At 40.7% G+C, this 16945-nt stretch carries 13 protein-coding genes; 1 reads left to right on the forward strand and 12 read right to left on the reverse strand.

Annotated elements, in window-relative coordinates:
* Nucleotides 1–1256 precede the first annotated feature (1256 nt).
* The 5 genes from NST31_RS08040 to NST31_RS08060 all read right to left on the reverse strand — a co-directional run bounded on the left by NST31_RS08040 (nucleotide 1257) and on the right by NST31_RS08060 (nucleotide 7007).
* A complete protein-coding gene (locus NST31_RS08040; RefSeq protein WP_339164920.1) occupies nucleotides 1257–2522 on the reverse strand; it encodes a peptidase in 1266 nt (421 codons plus the stop codon).
* A gap of 42 nt (nucleotides 2523–2564) precedes the next feature.
* Nucleotides 2565–3746 carry a thiolase family protein gene (locus tag NST31_RS08045; RefSeq protein WP_339164922.1) on the reverse strand — a complete coding sequence of 394 codons (1182 nt, stop codon included), beginning with the start codon at nucleotides 3744–3746 and terminating at the stop codon, nucleotides 2565–2567.
* A gap of 150 nt (nucleotides 3747–3896) precedes the next feature.
* On the reverse strand, nucleotides 3897–4550 hold the full coding sequence (locus NST31_RS08050) for a 3-oxoacid CoA-transferase subunit B (protein WP_077112992.1): 654 nt from the start codon (nucleotides 4548–4550) through the stop codon (nucleotides 3897–3899).
* Nucleotides 4535–5212 (reverse strand): CoA transferase subunit A, encoded by a 678-nt coding sequence (locus NST31_RS08055; protein ID WP_339165503.1) that lies wholly within the window; start codon nucleotides 5210–5212, stop codon nucleotides 4535–4537. The genes NST31_RS08050 and NST31_RS08055 overlap by 16 nt, the downstream gene beginning before the upstream one ends.
* 442 nt (nucleotides 5213–5654) lie before the next feature.
* The gene (locus NST31_RS08060; RefSeq protein ID WP_339164923.1) at nucleotides 5655–7007 is read right to left on the reverse strand and encodes an aspartate aminotransferase family protein; all 1353 of its coding nucleotides are present in this window, start codon (nucleotides 7005–7007) and stop codon (nucleotides 5655–5657) included.
* 189 nt (nucleotides 7008–7196) lie between these two features.
* Between NST31_RS08060 and NST31_RS08065 the strand changes: the two genes are divergently transcribed.
* Nucleotides 7197–8846, forward strand: a complete 1650-nt coding sequence (locus NST31_RS08065; protein WP_339164924.1) for a PucR family transcriptional regulator ligand-binding domain-containing protein — start codon at nucleotides 7197–7199, stop codon at nucleotides 8844–8846.
* A 113-nt stretch (nucleotides 8847–8959) separates the two neighbouring features.
* Here the strand turns inward: NST31_RS08065 and NST31_RS08070 are convergent, their stop codons facing one another.
* The 7 genes from NST31_RS08070 to NST31_RS08100 all read right to left on the reverse strand — a co-directional run bounded on the left by NST31_RS08070 (nucleotide 8960) and on the right by NST31_RS08100 (nucleotide 16945).
* Nucleotides 8960–9748, reverse strand: coding sequence for an ABC transporter substrate-binding protein (locus NST31_RS08070; RefSeq protein WP_077112990.1), 789 nt, complete (start codon nucleotides 9746–9748; stop codon nucleotides 8960–8962).
* A 32-nt stretch (nucleotides 9749–9780) separates the two neighbouring features.
* Nucleotides 9781–10503, reverse strand: a complete 723-nt coding sequence (locus tag NST31_RS08075; protein ID WP_339164926.1) for an amino acid ABC transporter ATP-binding protein — start codon at nucleotides 10501–10503, stop codon at nucleotides 9781–9783.
* A gap of 2 nt (nucleotides 10504–10505) precedes the next feature.
* Nucleotides 10506–11162 (reverse strand): amino acid ABC transporter permease, encoded by a 657-nt coding sequence (locus tag NST31_RS08080; protein WP_077112988.1) that lies wholly within the window; start codon nucleotides 11160–11162, stop codon nucleotides 10506–10508.
* 482 nt (nucleotides 11163–11644) lie between these two features.
* Nucleotides 11645–12967, reverse strand: a complete 1323-nt coding sequence (locus NST31_RS08085) for a TIGR00366 family protein (RefSeq protein WP_077112987.1) — start codon at nucleotides 12965–12967, stop codon at nucleotides 11645–11647.
* Between the two features lie 680 nt (nucleotides 12968–13647).
* Complete coding sequence (locus NST31_RS08090; protein ID WP_339164927.1) at nucleotides 13648–15117, reverse strand: sodium:solute symporter family protein; 1470 nt, start codon at nucleotides 15115–15117, stop codon at nucleotides 13648–13650.
* A gap of 263 nt (nucleotides 15118–15380) precedes the next feature.
* Nucleotides 15381–15830, reverse strand: coding sequence for a hypothetical protein (locus tag NST31_RS08095; protein ID WP_339164928.1), 450 nt, complete (start codon nucleotides 15828–15830; stop codon nucleotides 15381–15383).
* 113 nt (nucleotides 15831–15943) lie between these two features.
* Nucleotides 15944–16945: a membrane dipeptidase gene (locus NST31_RS08100; protein WP_077112983.1), complete on the reverse strand. Its 1002-nt coding sequence runs from the start codon at nucleotides 16943–16945 to the stop codon at nucleotides 15944–15946.

The raw sequence follows: 16945 nt of genomic DNA on the forward strand, positions 1-16945 counted from the left end.
AGGAATTTTTTTTCGTTTTTTTCCAACTCTCCCAAAACCCTTTCATATCAATAGTTTTATCATTTCCAACTGTATATAAAAAATGAATTCAAAAATTTTTCATCAATACATTTTCGCCTTTTCGCCAAAAATTTGGATCCTATTTTCCACAATTTCACAATTCAGTTCTATTTTTTAAAAGGAGACCGTTTAGTCCATCCTCCTTTTTAGCCACTACACAAAAACACCTCAAATTTAGCCTTAAACATTGGATACAGTTCGAAGAAGGAGAGGACGGTTATACGCGGACAGAAAAGATGATATAAAGTGAAACTTCATTCAGTAGGCGTTTTCTTCCATCTCTTACTGAATGTTAGTTGAACGAATCGAGGTGCCGCTTTCTCCCACTTTCAACTCAGGTCTTGAAGTGGTGTATATGGCACCTTACATGCGGGATAAAGTGAAACTTCATTCAGTAGGCCTCCTACTGAATGTTAGTTGAACCAATCGGGCATTTAGGTGCCGTTTTCTCCCACTTAGACCTTTTGTATTCACTCAAGATTTTGATGTGGGAGGCTTACGGCACCTTACATGCGGGATAAAGTGAAACTTCATTCAGTAGGGCTCCTACTGAATGTTAGTTGAACCAATCGGGCATGTAGGTGCCGTTTTCTCACACTTAGACCTTTTGTATTCACTCAAGATGTTGAAGTGGGAGTCTTACGGCACCTTACATGCCGGATAATTGGAATAATGAACACAATCGAAATGTCAGACGTGGGCGGAAGCGCTTCTACGGCGGAAGAATATTCATAACTACAGTCATTTATAAAATAGAAATGAGAAGAGAGAGTTTCAAAGCACGTTATTGCACAGCATACAGCGAAAGAAGATTTGCTGGAAAAATTTATAACGATTTCATATTTTAAAGAAAACAGAGGGCTTATTTGCTTAGGTTGTAAACAATTCTTCCAGGCCAGGGATTTTTATGGTGACATTTATTTGCACGCAACTCCAATCTTTCTTGTTTCTCGTCAATTCAAGCGTAAAAAATGGGATGTCCACGTGTGTTTTTTTGTGGTATCTACATTATGGGGGCAGGAATCCATTTTCATTCATGGGTTGAGAGCGAAAGATCATGAACGTTTTTTTATATGCAAATTGTGTGTCCCTTACATTTAGAATAGAGCCAACAGAAAAAACCCGGGACTATCAATCCGGAGCAAATGTAAAAAACCCCAGATTCAATCTGGGGAAGATATCCTTAATAGCCACTTCTATGAATCCACTTCACACCAATCCACAATCGTAGCCGCTATAATCTTAGCAGCTTCAAATATTTTTTCAATGTCAATCGCTTCATTTGGATAATGGGCAAGACCAGTCGTTCCGGGCCCAAACACAACGGTTGGCGTATCGCCCACTTGTGATAACAAGCCGCCGTCTGTCCCCCAAGGCGCCGCTTCGATCACAGGGTCTTCGTTCGTTATGGCTTTAAAGTTGCTGATCAAAGAATTCATGAGCGGATGATCCGTGGCAATCTCTCCCGGCACCCACCGTGCCCCGAACCATTCAATTTCCACGGGATGATCTTGAAACCATTCATCCTTCTCAGACAGCTTCTTCATCCATTGCTCCATTTCCGCTTGAACTTGTTCCATCGTTTCATGGGGAGCAATGCCAATTCGTCCCTCCAATTGCACAATGTCCGGAACAGAAGAAGGCCAGTCCCCGCCTTTTATGACTCCCATATTAATGGGAACAGGAATCGGGATATTGTTGTACAACGGATCGGTGATACGGTCGTTTCTGACTTTTTCCAATTCCTTTATATGTTCCGTCACGATGAATGTTTTATCAATCGCGCTAACGCCATGATATCTTGTGCCGCCATGGGCCGTTCTCCCCGTGATGATCAGGCGAAACCATTTGGAACCTTGCTGCTTAGGAAAAATTTTCATGTTGGTCGGCTCTGGAATAATGGCAGCATCTGCTTTATAGCCTTTCAAAATCGCGTCTAACGTTCCCGCGCCGCCGCTTTCCTCCTCCACGACACTCTGAAAAATGACGTCACCTTTCAAACGGATATCCAAAGATGTAACCGCATCCAGCGCAATCATCAATGATGCGTTGCCGCCCTTCATATCCGTGGCACCGCGACCATAGATTTTTCCGTCGACAATTTTGCCGCTGTACGGATCGTCGTCCCATTGTTCATGATCCCCTTCAGGGACAACATCCACATGGCCATTTAAAATAATGGATTTCCCGCCGCCCGTTCCTTTTAAAACACCCACCACATTGGGGCTGTTTTCAAATGTTTCCCGGTTTGAATAAAAATAAGGATGTTGTTTCAATCTGTCCCCATCCAACTCCCAAACGTCGACATCCGAATCAAGGCTGTTCAGAAAAAGGGCCACATTGTCTTGCACTTCCTTTTCATTCCCCTGCGTGCTCGCCAATTGAACTAATTTTTGTAAAAATTTAATATGGGCCTCTCTGTTTTCGTCGATCCATTGATTGATACGATGTTTCATCTCCATGATTTCCTCCCTAGAAAAAATCCTGTATAACTCAATGTTAAACTATAAAGTCATATTTTCATAGATCACTGTAATTCCCATACCTCCGGCCATGCACAAGGTCACCAAGCCATATTTCGTTTTTGAACGGATCATTTCATGGATAAGAGTGACGCTTAATTTGGCGCCAGTTGCACCTACTGGATGTCCAAGCGCAATGGCTCCTCCGTTCACATTTACCCGGCTTTCATCCAAGCCCAACTCTTTTATAACAGCAAGTGCCTGGGCGGCAAAAGCTTCATTTAACTCAATTAAACCGATATCATCAAGCGTTAAGCCCGCTTTTTCCAGTGCCTTTTTCGTTGCAGGAACAGGGCCGATTCCCATGACAGAATGGTTTACCCCGGCACTTGCATAAGCTTTTATTTTAACGAGCGGCCGCAGTCCCTCCTGCTCTGCGCGATCCATGGACATCATCAAAAGTGCTGCCGCCCCGTCGTTCATGGGGCAAGCATTTCCTGCTGTGACGAGACCACCCTTTTGAAAAACCGGGTTTAATGACGCCAGTTTTTCCAATTCAACGGATTCTCTTACACTTTCATCTGTTGAGAAAAATTGAATGCCTTTTTTTGTTTGTATTTCCACTGGCACGATTTCATCCGAAAATATATTTTCCTGAATCGCCCTGGCCGCCTTCAGATGACTGTTATAGGCAAAATAATCCTGCTCTTTGCGGGAAATTTGATATTCTTCCGCAAGCCGTTCGGCGGTAATTCCCATATGTTCATGTCCAAGTGAACATATAAGGCCGTCTGCCATCAGCGCATCTTCCATAATGATGTTGCCAAACTTGGAACCCCAGCGATTTTTCACTATATAAGGAACGTTACTCATACTTTCCGTTCCCCCGGCAACAATAACTTCATTTTGCCCGGCTTGAATGGAAGCCGCCGTATTTGTGATAGCCTTTAAGCTTGAACCACATGCTTTTATAACGATATATGCCGGCGTTTCTTCAGAAAACCCTGCTTTTTGGGACGCAATTCTAGCTGAATTCAACCCGCCGCCATGTACGTATCCATGTCCAAAGACCACTTCTTCCACACCGCTTTTGGGGAAAGCTGTTTTTTCCATTAATTTTTCTAAAACTTGCCTGCCAAGTTCAACTGCTCCCACGTTTTTTAACGATTTGCCAAAAGCGCCGGCTGCTGTTCTAACGCCTGCTACGATCACTGCATCTTGCATCGTGAAATCCCTCCACTATTTTACAAAGTCGGGATCAGGGAAATTCCCGCTATTTTACAAAGGATGAACCTGAAAAATTACTGCTACTTTACAAAGTATGGATCTGAAAAAATTATTGCTATTTCACAAAGTATGGATCTGAAAACTCCGCTACTTTACAAAATCGGCAACATGAAGTGCCGCCCCTGTAGCATTGATCACATCTTCCACTGTATAAGGTTCCTTAACTTCTATTAATTGCAGCCCTTGATCCGTAACCTCGATGACTGCCATATCTGTGATAATCAAATCTACACACTGTTCTGCAGTAAGCGGTAGCATACATTTGGGTACAATTTTTGGATTGCCATGTTTATCTGTATGATTCATCAATACAATGACTTTCTTCGCTTTTTGCGCTAAATCAACTGCGCCGCCCATACCGGACACAATTTTTCCAGGAACAATCCAATTCGCCAAATCCCCGTTTTCACTAACTTCAAACGCCCCTAAAATCGTAATATCCAGCAATCCGCGGCGGATAATACCGAATGCAATCGTACTATCAAAGTAAGATGCACCCGGTACAATAGTAATTGGAATTCCGCCGGCGTTACATAAGTTAGGATCTTCCTCACCTTTTATCGGAGCCGGCCCCGTACCCAGAACGCCATTTTCAGCATGAAACATCACGTTACTATTCGATGGAATATAATTGGCAACGAGAGTAGGTATCCCAATGCCCAAATTGACAACCATTCCATCTTTGATTTCTTGTGCGGCCCGCTTTGCGATCGCCTCGCGTACGCTTACTCCCATGCCCATGCCCAATTCACCCCTTCACTTTTTACGACCATATCGACAAACGCACCAGGTGTAACGACTTCCTCCGGATCCAGCCCGCCGACCGGTACAATTTCTTCCGCTTCCGCAATCGTAACCGTTCCAGCCATCGCCATGAGCGGATTTGTATTTCTTGCACTCTTATCAAAAACTAAATTGCCAAATGTATCCGCTTTTTTCGCATAAACGATTGCCACATCTGCGGTTATCGGCGGTTCAATCAAAAATGTTCTGCCATTGACCCCCACTTTTTCTTTCCCTTCCGCAACGAGTCCATTCACACCGATATCGACTAAAATGCCGCCCAAACCGACACCCCCGGCCCGGATTCGTTCCACTAACGTTCCCTGCGGAGAAAATTCAACATCTAATTTTTTCTCATGCATCAATTTTCCTGCATTCGGATTAGACCCGATATGTGATGCCACGAGCTTCTTTGCCCTGCCTTTTGTTATCAACTGGCCGATCCCAATATGCGGAAACCCGGCATCATTGCAAATTAAAGTCAATTCATCAATGCCGCTTTCTAAAATCGCTTTGATTACAGTCGGCGGATTTCCGATTCCCCCAAAGCCGCCAACCATCAGAGAGGAACCGCTTTTTATATGTTGAACCGCTTCCTGTATCGATTGTACTTTTGTCATCATCGACGCTCCTCTATTTATTAAAAGATATATGGATAACCTTGTAATCATCCTTATTCAACAATGCATTCGCTCACATTTGGCTTAAAAGAATCATTTACCGCGCGCACGGACCTTGTATCAACTTCCGGTAAATTCTGCTTTGTCGGGAATACTCGCCACTTCTCGGAAATATTATCAGTTTTTTGTGAATGCTAACAATTTTCACATAATACGATCAGCTTCCTGGGAATACTCGCACTTTTCCGTTAATACCATCAGTTTCTTGGAAACACTCACAACTTTCCGGGAATACGATCAGTTTTTTGGAAATACTCACCAATTTTCGGATTTACTCGCAACGTCCAGATTTACTAACGAATTTTCCATTTTACTCGCCAATTTCCAACTTACTCTCCACTTTCAGAATTTACTTCCGATTCCTAGAATGATCAGGACTTGCTTAATTTCTTGCAAAGGCCCCCAGAAGTTCCCTTTCTACCTTCCGAAGCGCCGCCGCAAATCTCGTGACCAACTCTTCCACTTCTTCTTTTCTAATGGTAAGAGGCGGTGATAAAATGATCGCGTCACCGGTAATCCCATCTACACCAGCGTTCGCTGGATAAACGAGGAGCCCCTCTTCGAAGTTGGCCCTTACGATACGATTAACGAGGTCACATTCTCGGGAAAAAGATTTTTTCGTTAGCTTGTCTTCCACAAACTCAATGCCGACAAATAATCCTTTCCCACGGACATCACCAATGATTTCACTCGTTTGCGCCAATTCAGTTATTCGCTTTTTTAAATAAGCACCCATACGGGCGGAATTTTCCACAACATTATATTTTTCCATATATTGCAAGACTGCCAGCGCGGTTGCCGCAGACTGCGGGTTGGCACTGAAAGTATGGCCGCTCATGATGCTTTTCGAACCGTTTAAAATCGGCTCCATTACTTTTTCACTCACGACAGCCGCAGCGATCGGCGTATATCCCGCCCCCATACCTTTTCCGGTCGCCATAATATCCGCCGTGATCCCGAAATGTTCCATTCCGAACATCTTTCCAGTTCTGCCTACACCTGTCATCACTTCATCGGCTATAAATAAAATGTCATATTCATCACAAACGGCTTTCATTTTCCGAAAGTATTGATCAGAAGGAGTCAAAGCACCGCCCGCAGCACCGACCAGCGGTTCAGCGATAAAAGCGGCGATATGTTCTTTGCCGACCCGCCATATTTCTTTCTCTAATTCCTCCGCATAATCGTCGTCACATTCCTCTATCGTTCTGCCATTGGCATCCCGATAATAGTAAGGCGCCGAAACAGATGGATAGTTTTCCAGCATAGGCTCAAAACGTTCTCTTCGCTGGATATGGCCAGACATGGACAAGGCTCCCATCGTAATGCCGTGATAGCTCATCCATCTCGAGATAATTTTATTTTTTGTGTTCCTTCCTTGTTCCTGCCAATATTGAATGGCAATTTTCATTGCCGTTTCCGTCGCTTCAGAGCCGCTGTTCACAAAAAAAGACCAGTTTAAATCTCCTGGTGATATATCGCTCATTTTTTTCGCTAACTGTTCCGCCACTTCCGTGGTAAATTGCGAACGGTAAACGAAAGAAACCTTTTTGGATTGCTCCGCCATAGCGTTAATCACTTCTTGTACACCATGTCCAATGCTGGCGGTGACAGCTCCCGAAGAACCGTCAATATATTGCTTCCCTTGATCATCATATAAATAAATCCCTTTTCCATGCGTAATGAAAGGGTATTCGTCATGTAAGACAGGCTTAATTAAATATGTTCGTTTCATATGTTTTCCACCTCAATCTTCAGTTCAATTTCACATATATTTTCATCATGTTAGAAAACGTTTACTTCGCAAAAGTGATAATATATGTATAATAAATTATAGCTAACGCCATCTGGACTATCCATTCGACTAAAATGTAAAAAACATCGGGCTTCATTGTACTTTGTGTATAAAAATGAAAAGTAGGAGTTGTCTAAAATAGCGATCAGCATTCATAAAGCGCTGCAACTGCCCGTTATGAAAAAGACAAGGTTAGTGGCAGGCCATAAGGGGATTGAAAATAATATCAAGTGGGTCACCATCGTTGAGGTGCTGGAAGATATCGGCAGGCTCCAGTACGGAGAATTTTTAATCACAACGGGCTTTGGACTATTGGAAAATGAGGAGCGGATGGAAGCTTTTCATCGTTTGCTCAAATCAAAATTACTGTCGGGAATCGCCATCTATACGAGTTTTTATATGAAAGAAATACCAGCCAGTTTTATTGATCTGGCCGATCAAAATGATTTGCCTTTAATTGAAATTCCCACAGATATAAACTTTTCCGAAATTACGAAAGCCATTTTGGAGCAAATCGTCAATAACCAAATGCACCTGCTCGAGCAATCGGAAAATATCCACCGGGAACTAACGAACCTTATCTTAAATGACCAAAGTTTGACCGATGTCACGCTCCGGCTGTCTCAATTAACCGCAGCAAGCATTCTTATATACAATGAGTTTTACGACATTATTTATGCCAATCAAAAGGATGAATTCCCTGCCAACAAAACCATCATTTCCCTGAATGGCCGACAGGTTAATATATCAAAACATTTATTAGCCAGTTTAGAAAAAGAAGCCACAGTGAACGAAACAATTGAACAGCATATTTTCACCATTTACCCCATCATAGCCAAACAGTCCTGTTACGGCTGGATCGTCATGATAAAGCTGGAAGAAAGCTGGCAAGAGCTTGACGATATTGCGATTGAACAAGCCGCACCGATTTATGCTATGGAATTTTTGAAAAAGCAAGCGATTGAAGAAACACATTTACGCATTCAAAGTAATTTTTTAGACGACATTTTTAGTCAAAATTATATAAGTGAAAGAAACATGATCGACCATGGATTGAAGCTGAATTACGACCTTTCGTTACAACAGGCTGTTTTTCATTTGGCATTCAAGAATTTTGAAACCATTGATGACAACTTAATAGACAGGCTATATCATTTAACCGAACAAATCCTTGTTCAGAAAAAGAAACAGCACTTGATCCAGTCAAAATTACATTCGATTATCTTTTTAACGAATGTAACGGGAGAAACGAAAGAAGACAAATATAAATATTGTATTTCTTTGGCAGACGACATATTGAAAAATTGGCATTACTATTTTCCAAATGTTGAATTGGTGATCGGGATTGGAACAGACTACAATCAAGTGGATGAATTAGAGAAAAGCGCACGGGAAGCACGGTATGCGTTCAGATTGTGTGATTTAATCGGTACGGAAGCGCAAATTGTCCATTATCAGGATTTGGGAATGTATGATCTGTTGTTGAAAATGAGGAGAAACGGGATCCATTTAACATCCATCTATAAAGACCATATTAGCGGGCTGCTCAGTGAAACGGATAAAGAAATTGATCTGATTGAGACGTTGGACAGCTATTTTAAAAATAACCAAAGCATTCAAAAAGCGGCGGCAGAACTGTATATTCACCGTCATACGTTAAGATACAGGCTCAATCAAATCGAAGTCAAAACCGGGCTTGATATAAAATCGACGGAAGATCTGATGAAATTAAAGCTTGGTATTATGGCATATAAGCTGGTTGCCATATTGGATAAATAAAAGCATTAAGGGAAATTTGACAGCCAAGCTCAAAGGCTTCACGATAAACCCCTTTATTTAGCGAAGTAAAGGACAATACATACCGTTAATGAAAGCATGTATTGTCCTTCTTGTCATTTTTGGGAAATATCTTCACCAAAGTATTTTTCACTGATTTCGCCATAGGTTCCGTTTTCTTGAATTGATTTTAAAGCCTCGTTTACTTTTTTCAATAATTCTTCATCATCTTTTTGAATGGCTATCCCCATTTGATCTAAATAAATGGGTTCACCAACTTGTTTAATTTTCAAGTTATTTTGGTTGACAGCATACATTCCAACAAGTCGATCCGTGATGACGGCATCAAGACGCCCCTTTACCAACAAATCCTGCAGCGCGGTAACATCACTGTCGTATGTTTTGACATCATCTGTATATTCTTTTGCATTTTCTTCAAAAGTACTGGAAACGACCACACCTATCGTCTTTCCTTTTAAATCATCCGCGTTTTTAATGGAATCATTGTCTTTACTGACGAAAATTTGAGCACCTGACTCATAATAAGGGTCTGTAAAATTCACTTCTTTCAATCTTTCATCTGTAATCGCCATACTTCCGATAATGGCGTCAAATTTATCTGTTTGCAAAGCGGCGATAATGGTTTGCCAGGGATTCGTCACCGGCTTGGGATTCATGCCCATTTCTTCTGCAATCGCCGTACCAATTTCCACATCAAACCCGACCAACTTATTGTTTTCGGTATAGTTGAAAGGCGGATATAGACCGCTCGATGCAAAGACAAAATCCTCTTTTTGCTTATTTTCGGTACCGCTTGCCGCTTTTTCGCCACTTTCCTTTGTACCGCAAGCAGCCAGTCCTACCAATAGAATTGCCATCATTATTACGAAAATTGATCTTTTCACGATTGTTCCCTCCCTAAAAAAATGAATGTATGTTACAATACTTTTCCTAAAAATTGTCTCGCTTTTTCGCTTTTTGGATTTGTAAAAAATTCTTCAGGAGTGCTTTCCTCTGCGATGACTCCTTGATCCAAAAATACAATTCGATCCGCCACTTCACGTGCAAAGCCCATTTCATGTGTGACAACAACCATCGTCATGCCATCTTGCGCCAATTCTTTCATGACGTGTAATACTTCTCCCACCAGTTCGGGATCAAGCGCTGATGTAGGTTCATCAAATAGCAGTACACGAGGATTCATGGCCAATGATCGCGCAATCGCGACCCTCTGTTTCTGTCCTCCCGACAGCTTATCAGGATAGACATGAGCCTTGTCCGCCAAGCCGACCTTTTCTAACAGTTCCATTCCCTGCACGGCGGCTTTTTCCTTTTCCATCTTACGGACAATAACAGGTGCTTCGATAATATTTTCAATAACTGTTTTGTGGGGAAAGAGATTAAAATGCTGAAAAACCATCCCAATTTCTTCGCGTATTTTATTTAAATTCATATTGGCCGAATCAACTTTACTATCTTTAAACCAAATTTCACCGTCATCTTTAACTTCCAAATAATTCAAGCATCGAAGGAGAGTACTTTTTCCTGATCCGCTTGCTCCGAGAATAACAACGACTTCCTGACTTTTAATTTCTAAATCAATTCCTTTGAGGACGTGTAAATCCTTAAAGTACTTATGCAAGTTTTCAACTTTTATCATACTTATACTCTCCCCGTGTCTAGGTGTTTTTCAATTTTGTTCGTAATGAGTGTGAAAATAACGATCAAAATTAAATAATAAATCCCTGCAATCGTGTAAAATTCAAGCTGTCTAAATGTGGTGGCCGCCTGGCTCATGGAAAGATTGAAGATTTCTGTAATTCCAATAAATGCTACAAGTGAAGAGTCTTTTAAACCGATAATAAATTGGTTCCCCAACGAAGGTATGGAACGCTTGAACGCCTGAGGAAAAATAACGCGCCTCATTGCTTGCTTTTTCGTCATGCCAAGAGATTCTGCAGCTTCCATTTGTCCCTTATCAATAGACTGGATGGCCCCCCTGAAAATCTCGGCAATATACGCGCCGCTGTGAATCGCCAGCGCAATCGCCCCGGCCCAAAATGCCGATAAAACCACAATTTGCGTAATTCCGAAATATAGCCACATGATTTGAACGATGAGCGGCGTTCCACGAATCAGACCAATGTAAATGTTTGCAAGCCACGACAGCATTTTCTTATGAGAGATTTTCATAAGTGCGACGAACAATCCAATTACGCTAGCCAACACTAACGAAACAACGGTAATTTGCAAAGTTACGAGAGCAGCCTGCATAAAGCCGCTAAATGTCGATATGAAACTATCCATAAATTGACCCATGATCACATACATCCTTTTTTGATTTCTTATAGGAAAACGATAGCGCATACATTACAGAGGGAAAAGTGAAGACGCTAGCATTCCAAAAACATATTTATATATTACCAACAAGATGATAACGATTTCATTATCCAATTCATCATAATGTAGAGAGTCTTTTTATACGTGCTGTATAAGTGGCATATGAAAAAAAGATATTTGTAGTATTTTGGAAATTTGGCGAGGATTTTTAAATTTGGGTGAGGATTTCCTTAATCTGGATAGTATACCGCTCAAAGTGAAGTGGACATAGCTTGGATGTGGATAGGATTTCTAATTTATGGAAAAACCACGTATGGCTGTAAGGTTTGGGAAGGATTTTCACTTTCTCGATAGTATCCATGCCAAGTCGGAGAGTATTTCTTCTGAAAAAATCACGCCGCTCAAGGTTCTAAATAAAAGAAGGTTCGGCCAAAAGCTGAACCTCCCACTCTGGGTTATGCTTAATATAAAAAGTAAATCAAAACACTTGTTACAGCTCCAACCAATATGCTCAGCAAGATACAATAGCCCATAATATCGCGAATATGAAGTCCCACAACTGATAGAATGGGCAATGCCCAAAATGGTTGGATCAAGTTTGTCCAGCCGTCTCCCCATGCGACCGCCATCGCCGTTTTGGAAGGATCTACTCCAAGTTCAATTGCAGCTGGGATCTGCAAAGGACCTTGCAATGCCCATTGTCCGCCTCCGGATGGTGCAAATATGTTTACCAAACCGGCCACCCAATAACTGAAAACATTGAACGTCTCGGGTGTTGCAACGGAAATCATCCCATTAATCAGCAGTTGCCCTAACCCAGAGCTTGTCAATATCGCAATAATACCAGCGTAGAAAGGGAATTGGAGAATAATAGGTGAAATCGACTTTGACACATCCATAAAAGCTTTTGCATATTGCCCCAATGAACGATGTAATAATAAGCCGAGTGATAAAAAGAACAGATTAATAATGTCCAAGTCCAAGTCTCGTCCGCCTGCAAAAGAAATAATTGTATAAAAAATGCCAATTGTTCCAATCAATATTCCCAAAATAGGAGTGTATTCCAGTTTCAAGGCTGGCGTTAATTTGCTTGTATCAGTTTCCTTACGAGTAGATGGCCGCTCTTCACCATCTTTGAGTTGATAACGAATCATATTTTTCTTTGGAGACATTAAGATAATAAAAATCGACATGGTCACCACAAGCGATAAAAAGATAATGATTGTGGAAGAGTGAAATAATGTCTCTGATGTGGGAATAACCCCCATCACTTCTTCCAAAAAGTGACCTTTTGTTGCAATTGTTAATCCAATTGAGCTGGAAATTCCTCCTGGAAACAATATAGTGGCTGAGTAAGCGGAAGCTACGAGCAATGGAAAATGAGCGTTTTCATTTCTTTTCCCAATTTCTCTAGCGATAATCGCGCCGACTACAACGGCCAAGCCCCAGTTAATGTAATAGGCACCTGCTGAAACAAGAAAAGTGATCAAGTAGGCTTTCCAAGGTTTGTTTGCCAATTTCGCAAGGTTAGCCAAGCCTCTGTTCATAATAGGTACTGAAGCTAAAGTCATTCCAGTCATTAATAACAGGGCCATTTGCATTGTAAAAGCCAAATAGGCCCAAAATCCATCTCCCCAAGCTGAAACAATCTTGCCGGATTCAGTTGGATTCATTAACAAAGCAATGAAAAAAACGAATACAGTCATAAGAACAGCAATCACAAAAGCATCCGGCAAATACCGTTGAACAACTTTTGCAAAACGATCAGCTACACCTGCTAACATATTTTTCCCCCTCCATTTTCTAGTTTAGATTACATCATAAGATAAACTTTTATAATGCGTAATTATCTGAAAGTATGAAAGGGAAAAGATTTCTTATACGCGATGTATAGAATGTGACTAAAACACATCCTCATCTCCAAAAAGTTCTTATTGCAATAATAAATAAGCTCCCCGGTATTTCAACTGATAAGAGGCCGGAACAGAACCCTAAAATGAGTAAACCGCATGGAATCAAGTTTAAAAACCTGAATTCCATGCGATTTTATTGTCACGATTTTTACGAATATCAATCAGCTTTCAACTTATGTCCCACCCCCTCCTTTTTGATGTATAACTGAATATTCTTCTTTATCTGAATCTATAGACATATCTATTTCCAGTTCCCTTTCCAATGGAAAGTTCGAGCGATTCCCGCTCAGTCCAACGTTTTATTCCATATTTCCAAGCCAATTGATTGATCCCATCTTGATTTGACACATATAGATGCAAGTCTTATTTACTTTAAAAAAACCACTTGCCAATTCCTCACAATCATTCAAGCCGACCACAGGTTATTAAGAAGATAGTAACAGCAGCTATGACAGGCAGTGCCTTTTCCAATGCAAGCTGAAACTCTGATCCACCTTTCACTGCGGACAGCTTTGAAACACGTTTACTGGCTAAGCGTTAAAAAGTAAACTTCAAGAGTGGGCATTTTTATGGTATCCATCCATTTTTTTCAAAACATGTTCTGAATTTTTCTTAGTCCTGAGAGATACAACATACATAATGATAAATGATAATGGTAACGAAATTAGAATCTCGGAGTTTTGCGGCAGTTCGAAAAGTGTAAATGCAACTAAAAAGCTAATTGCCCCTGAAAGCATTCCGGCGATGGCTCCCGATGTATTGGCTTCTTTCCACCATATTCCCAGCAATAATGGGACGAAAAAGGCAGAAACCATTAGCCCCAGAGCCGCTGTATAAAAGACCATTAAAAATGCCGGGGGATTTAGTGACAGTAACATGACAGCAATCCCAATGACCCATGTTAGTATGACGGAAACCTTTAATATTTTCTCCTTTCCTGCGTTGGGATTTATCACTCCACTGTATAAGTCATAAGCAACCGCGCTGCTTAGCGCCAATAATAATGAGTCTGTTGTTGACATAATCGCGGCTAATATGGCTGCAACGATGATTCCCATCATGACAGGCCCAAAAAACTTTTCCGCAATGAGAAGCATCCACATGTCTGAAGAATAATTCTCCATAACGGATTGTCCCAAATTTGCAACATGCGGAACGACTGTGTAAGCCGGAGCGATGACAACAAAAGCATACACGAGTGTTGTATAATTTAATGTTAATTTCGCAGACTCCGCATTATCAGATGTAAATATACGCATAATCAAGTGCGGGGTTACACTAATAGCGGCAGCCCATGTAACAAATGCCCCTATATAGGTTAAAACGGAAAATGATTCACCGAAGGTTCCCAATGTCGGATTTATTTCAGCCGCATGAGCTATAAAATCGGTCCACTTCATTGGTAAATGGGCAATTCCTGCTACAATAATGGCCAATGTTAACAGTAATGTTAAGCCTCCCTGAAGAACATTTGTCCAAGTGACAGCCAACATTCCTCCCAGCGAAACATAAAAAATAAAAACAAGTGCAATAATGACCAAGCCCCATTCGTAAGGCCAGCCCGTGATATATGATGTAACGAGACCTCCCGCTTTCATTTGTGACATTAAATACATTCCTGAACCAACAATGATGATCACTGGAATCAAAACTTTTAAAAAGACACTTCCTTCATATCGGTCAATGAGAAACTCGGAAATTGTAATTTTTCCGGAATTTCTCAATGGCTTTGCCACTAAAAGGCCAGCTAACATAAATCCTACGGAGCATCCAATTCCAAAAGAAGTAATATATGGAAGTCCCAGCTCCCATGTCGTTCCTACACTTGCCATAAAAGTTCCGCCGCTGCCGGCTGCCGAAAGCAGCGCTATCGAATTAACTACCGGCCCAATTCTTTTTCCAGCCGCATAATATTCATCAATTCCCGAATCAGAAGATGATACTTTTTTTTGCGTAATAAGACCGAGTACCACTAAAAAAATGAAATAAATCATAACAATAATCAATTCAGTCATTCTCATAAACCTTACCTCCCTTTCTAATCCTTCTCATTGGGAGAACCTTTTTTTAATAGAAAGAAAATAGGAATTCCAACCGCCGGTATGAGAAATTGTAAAAGTTGTGCTCCCCACACCCAAGATGAAATATTTAAAATTTTCTGGTGATAAGTCCATGGTAAAAATAAAATAATGATATATATAATCATCCCTATCAAAAAGATCTTTTCATAGGTTGGCAGCGAATACCAACTCCCTTTATTTTTCATATATGATTCACACTCCTTTTATTGACCAAAGTCATCAATCCGTTTCCATTTATACTTGGTAATGAGCTGTAACAAAACGGCAAACCGAAAACGGGGATGTGATGTAATGTGCCATGGATCACTTGGCGCATTGTGGACAAAGCTTTTCATTACTGAATAAAAGCTCCCTTTAGACTGCTTTTTAAACTTGCATGACAGTAATGTGATTCCACTGTGTTGCTTTGATATCCCCATCACATTTGTAAAAATCCTTGTTAAAGGATCCGCAGAAACATAAATAAATTGAATATGAAAATCCGGAGTGCGGATCAAGATTTTTTCATGTTGATCATCATACATAAAATGGGGATGAGATGTAGATATTTGATAGGAAATACCTCTACTTTCCAAAATTTCCTTAAAAAGGCGAACAGATTTTTCTTGGGAAAGTCCCATATACACTTCCCATCTTTTTACAGTTGATAGCATCACATCACATCCAAATTGGTTATTTGGTAAAAAACGCCACATTTAGTTTTAAACACAGGATCGCTCAAGTGTATAGAGCGTATCCTGTGCTTTTTATCCAAAGAACAAATGCTTTATTTCCAAACTTGCTTAATAACCCTTGCAAAATTTCCTCCGATAAATTTATCTACATCATCATCACTATATCCTCTTTTTTTCAATCCCATCATGACATGATCCAATTCTTTAGATCCTTTAAAATCCTTCGCATGCGCCAATGAAAAATCTTCACTTACACTTGAATAATATTTCCCTACTACTTCCGGATATAATGTAGCTTGTTCCAGCACACCAGGAGTATCAATCTTATCATCTGGAGGTGCATCGCTGCCGTACCCAACGTGATCGATTCCTGCCAAATCAATCACATATTCAACATGATCTAAATAATCATCGAGAGTCGGCTGTTGATTGATCTCGCCTTTCCAACAAAGTGGCGCCCAAGGGGTTAAACCCATCACACCGCCTTTTTCAGCAAGCAACTTTATTTCTTCATCGGTTTTATTTCGCGGAATATGACTGATTCTCTTAACATTGGCATGAGAAAACACTACCGGGCTTTCACTCTCCTGAATAGCGGAAAGTGTTGTTAATTTGCTCGAGTGAGATACATCTATTAACATACCTAACCGATTCATTTCATGAATCATCTCTCTGCCAAAATCGGTTAAACCACGGTCAATTGTTTCCGTGCAACCGGAACCAATATAATTTGCTTTATTATAAGTAAGTTGTACGACTCTTACACCCATTTCATAAAAAGCACGTAAATTATTTAAGGAATTACCTATGGGATAAGGTTCTTGAAAAGTTAAAATGATAGATTTTTTTCCGGCAGCGGCATTCTTTTGCAGTTCAGCATATGTTCTTGCCACACCTAATGTCTTTTCCTGCTGATCAACGACATTATATATGTTAGCAATAGAACGGATTGTTTCCGAAAATCCTTCAAATGAAAGCAATGTTAGAAAGAAAGCATTCATTTTAGACTTTTGGACCGATTCCGAACACCCCTCAAAATCACCTACTGGATACATGCATCCGTCAATAACCAATTGTTGATTGTCTGATTCCAT

Origin of the sequence: Siminovitchia sp. FSL W7-1587 (genome assembly GCF_037963795.1) — a bacterium.
Taxonomy (GTDB): Bacteria; Bacillota; Bacilli; order Bacillales; family Bacillaceae_C; genus Siminovitchia; species Siminovitchia thermophila.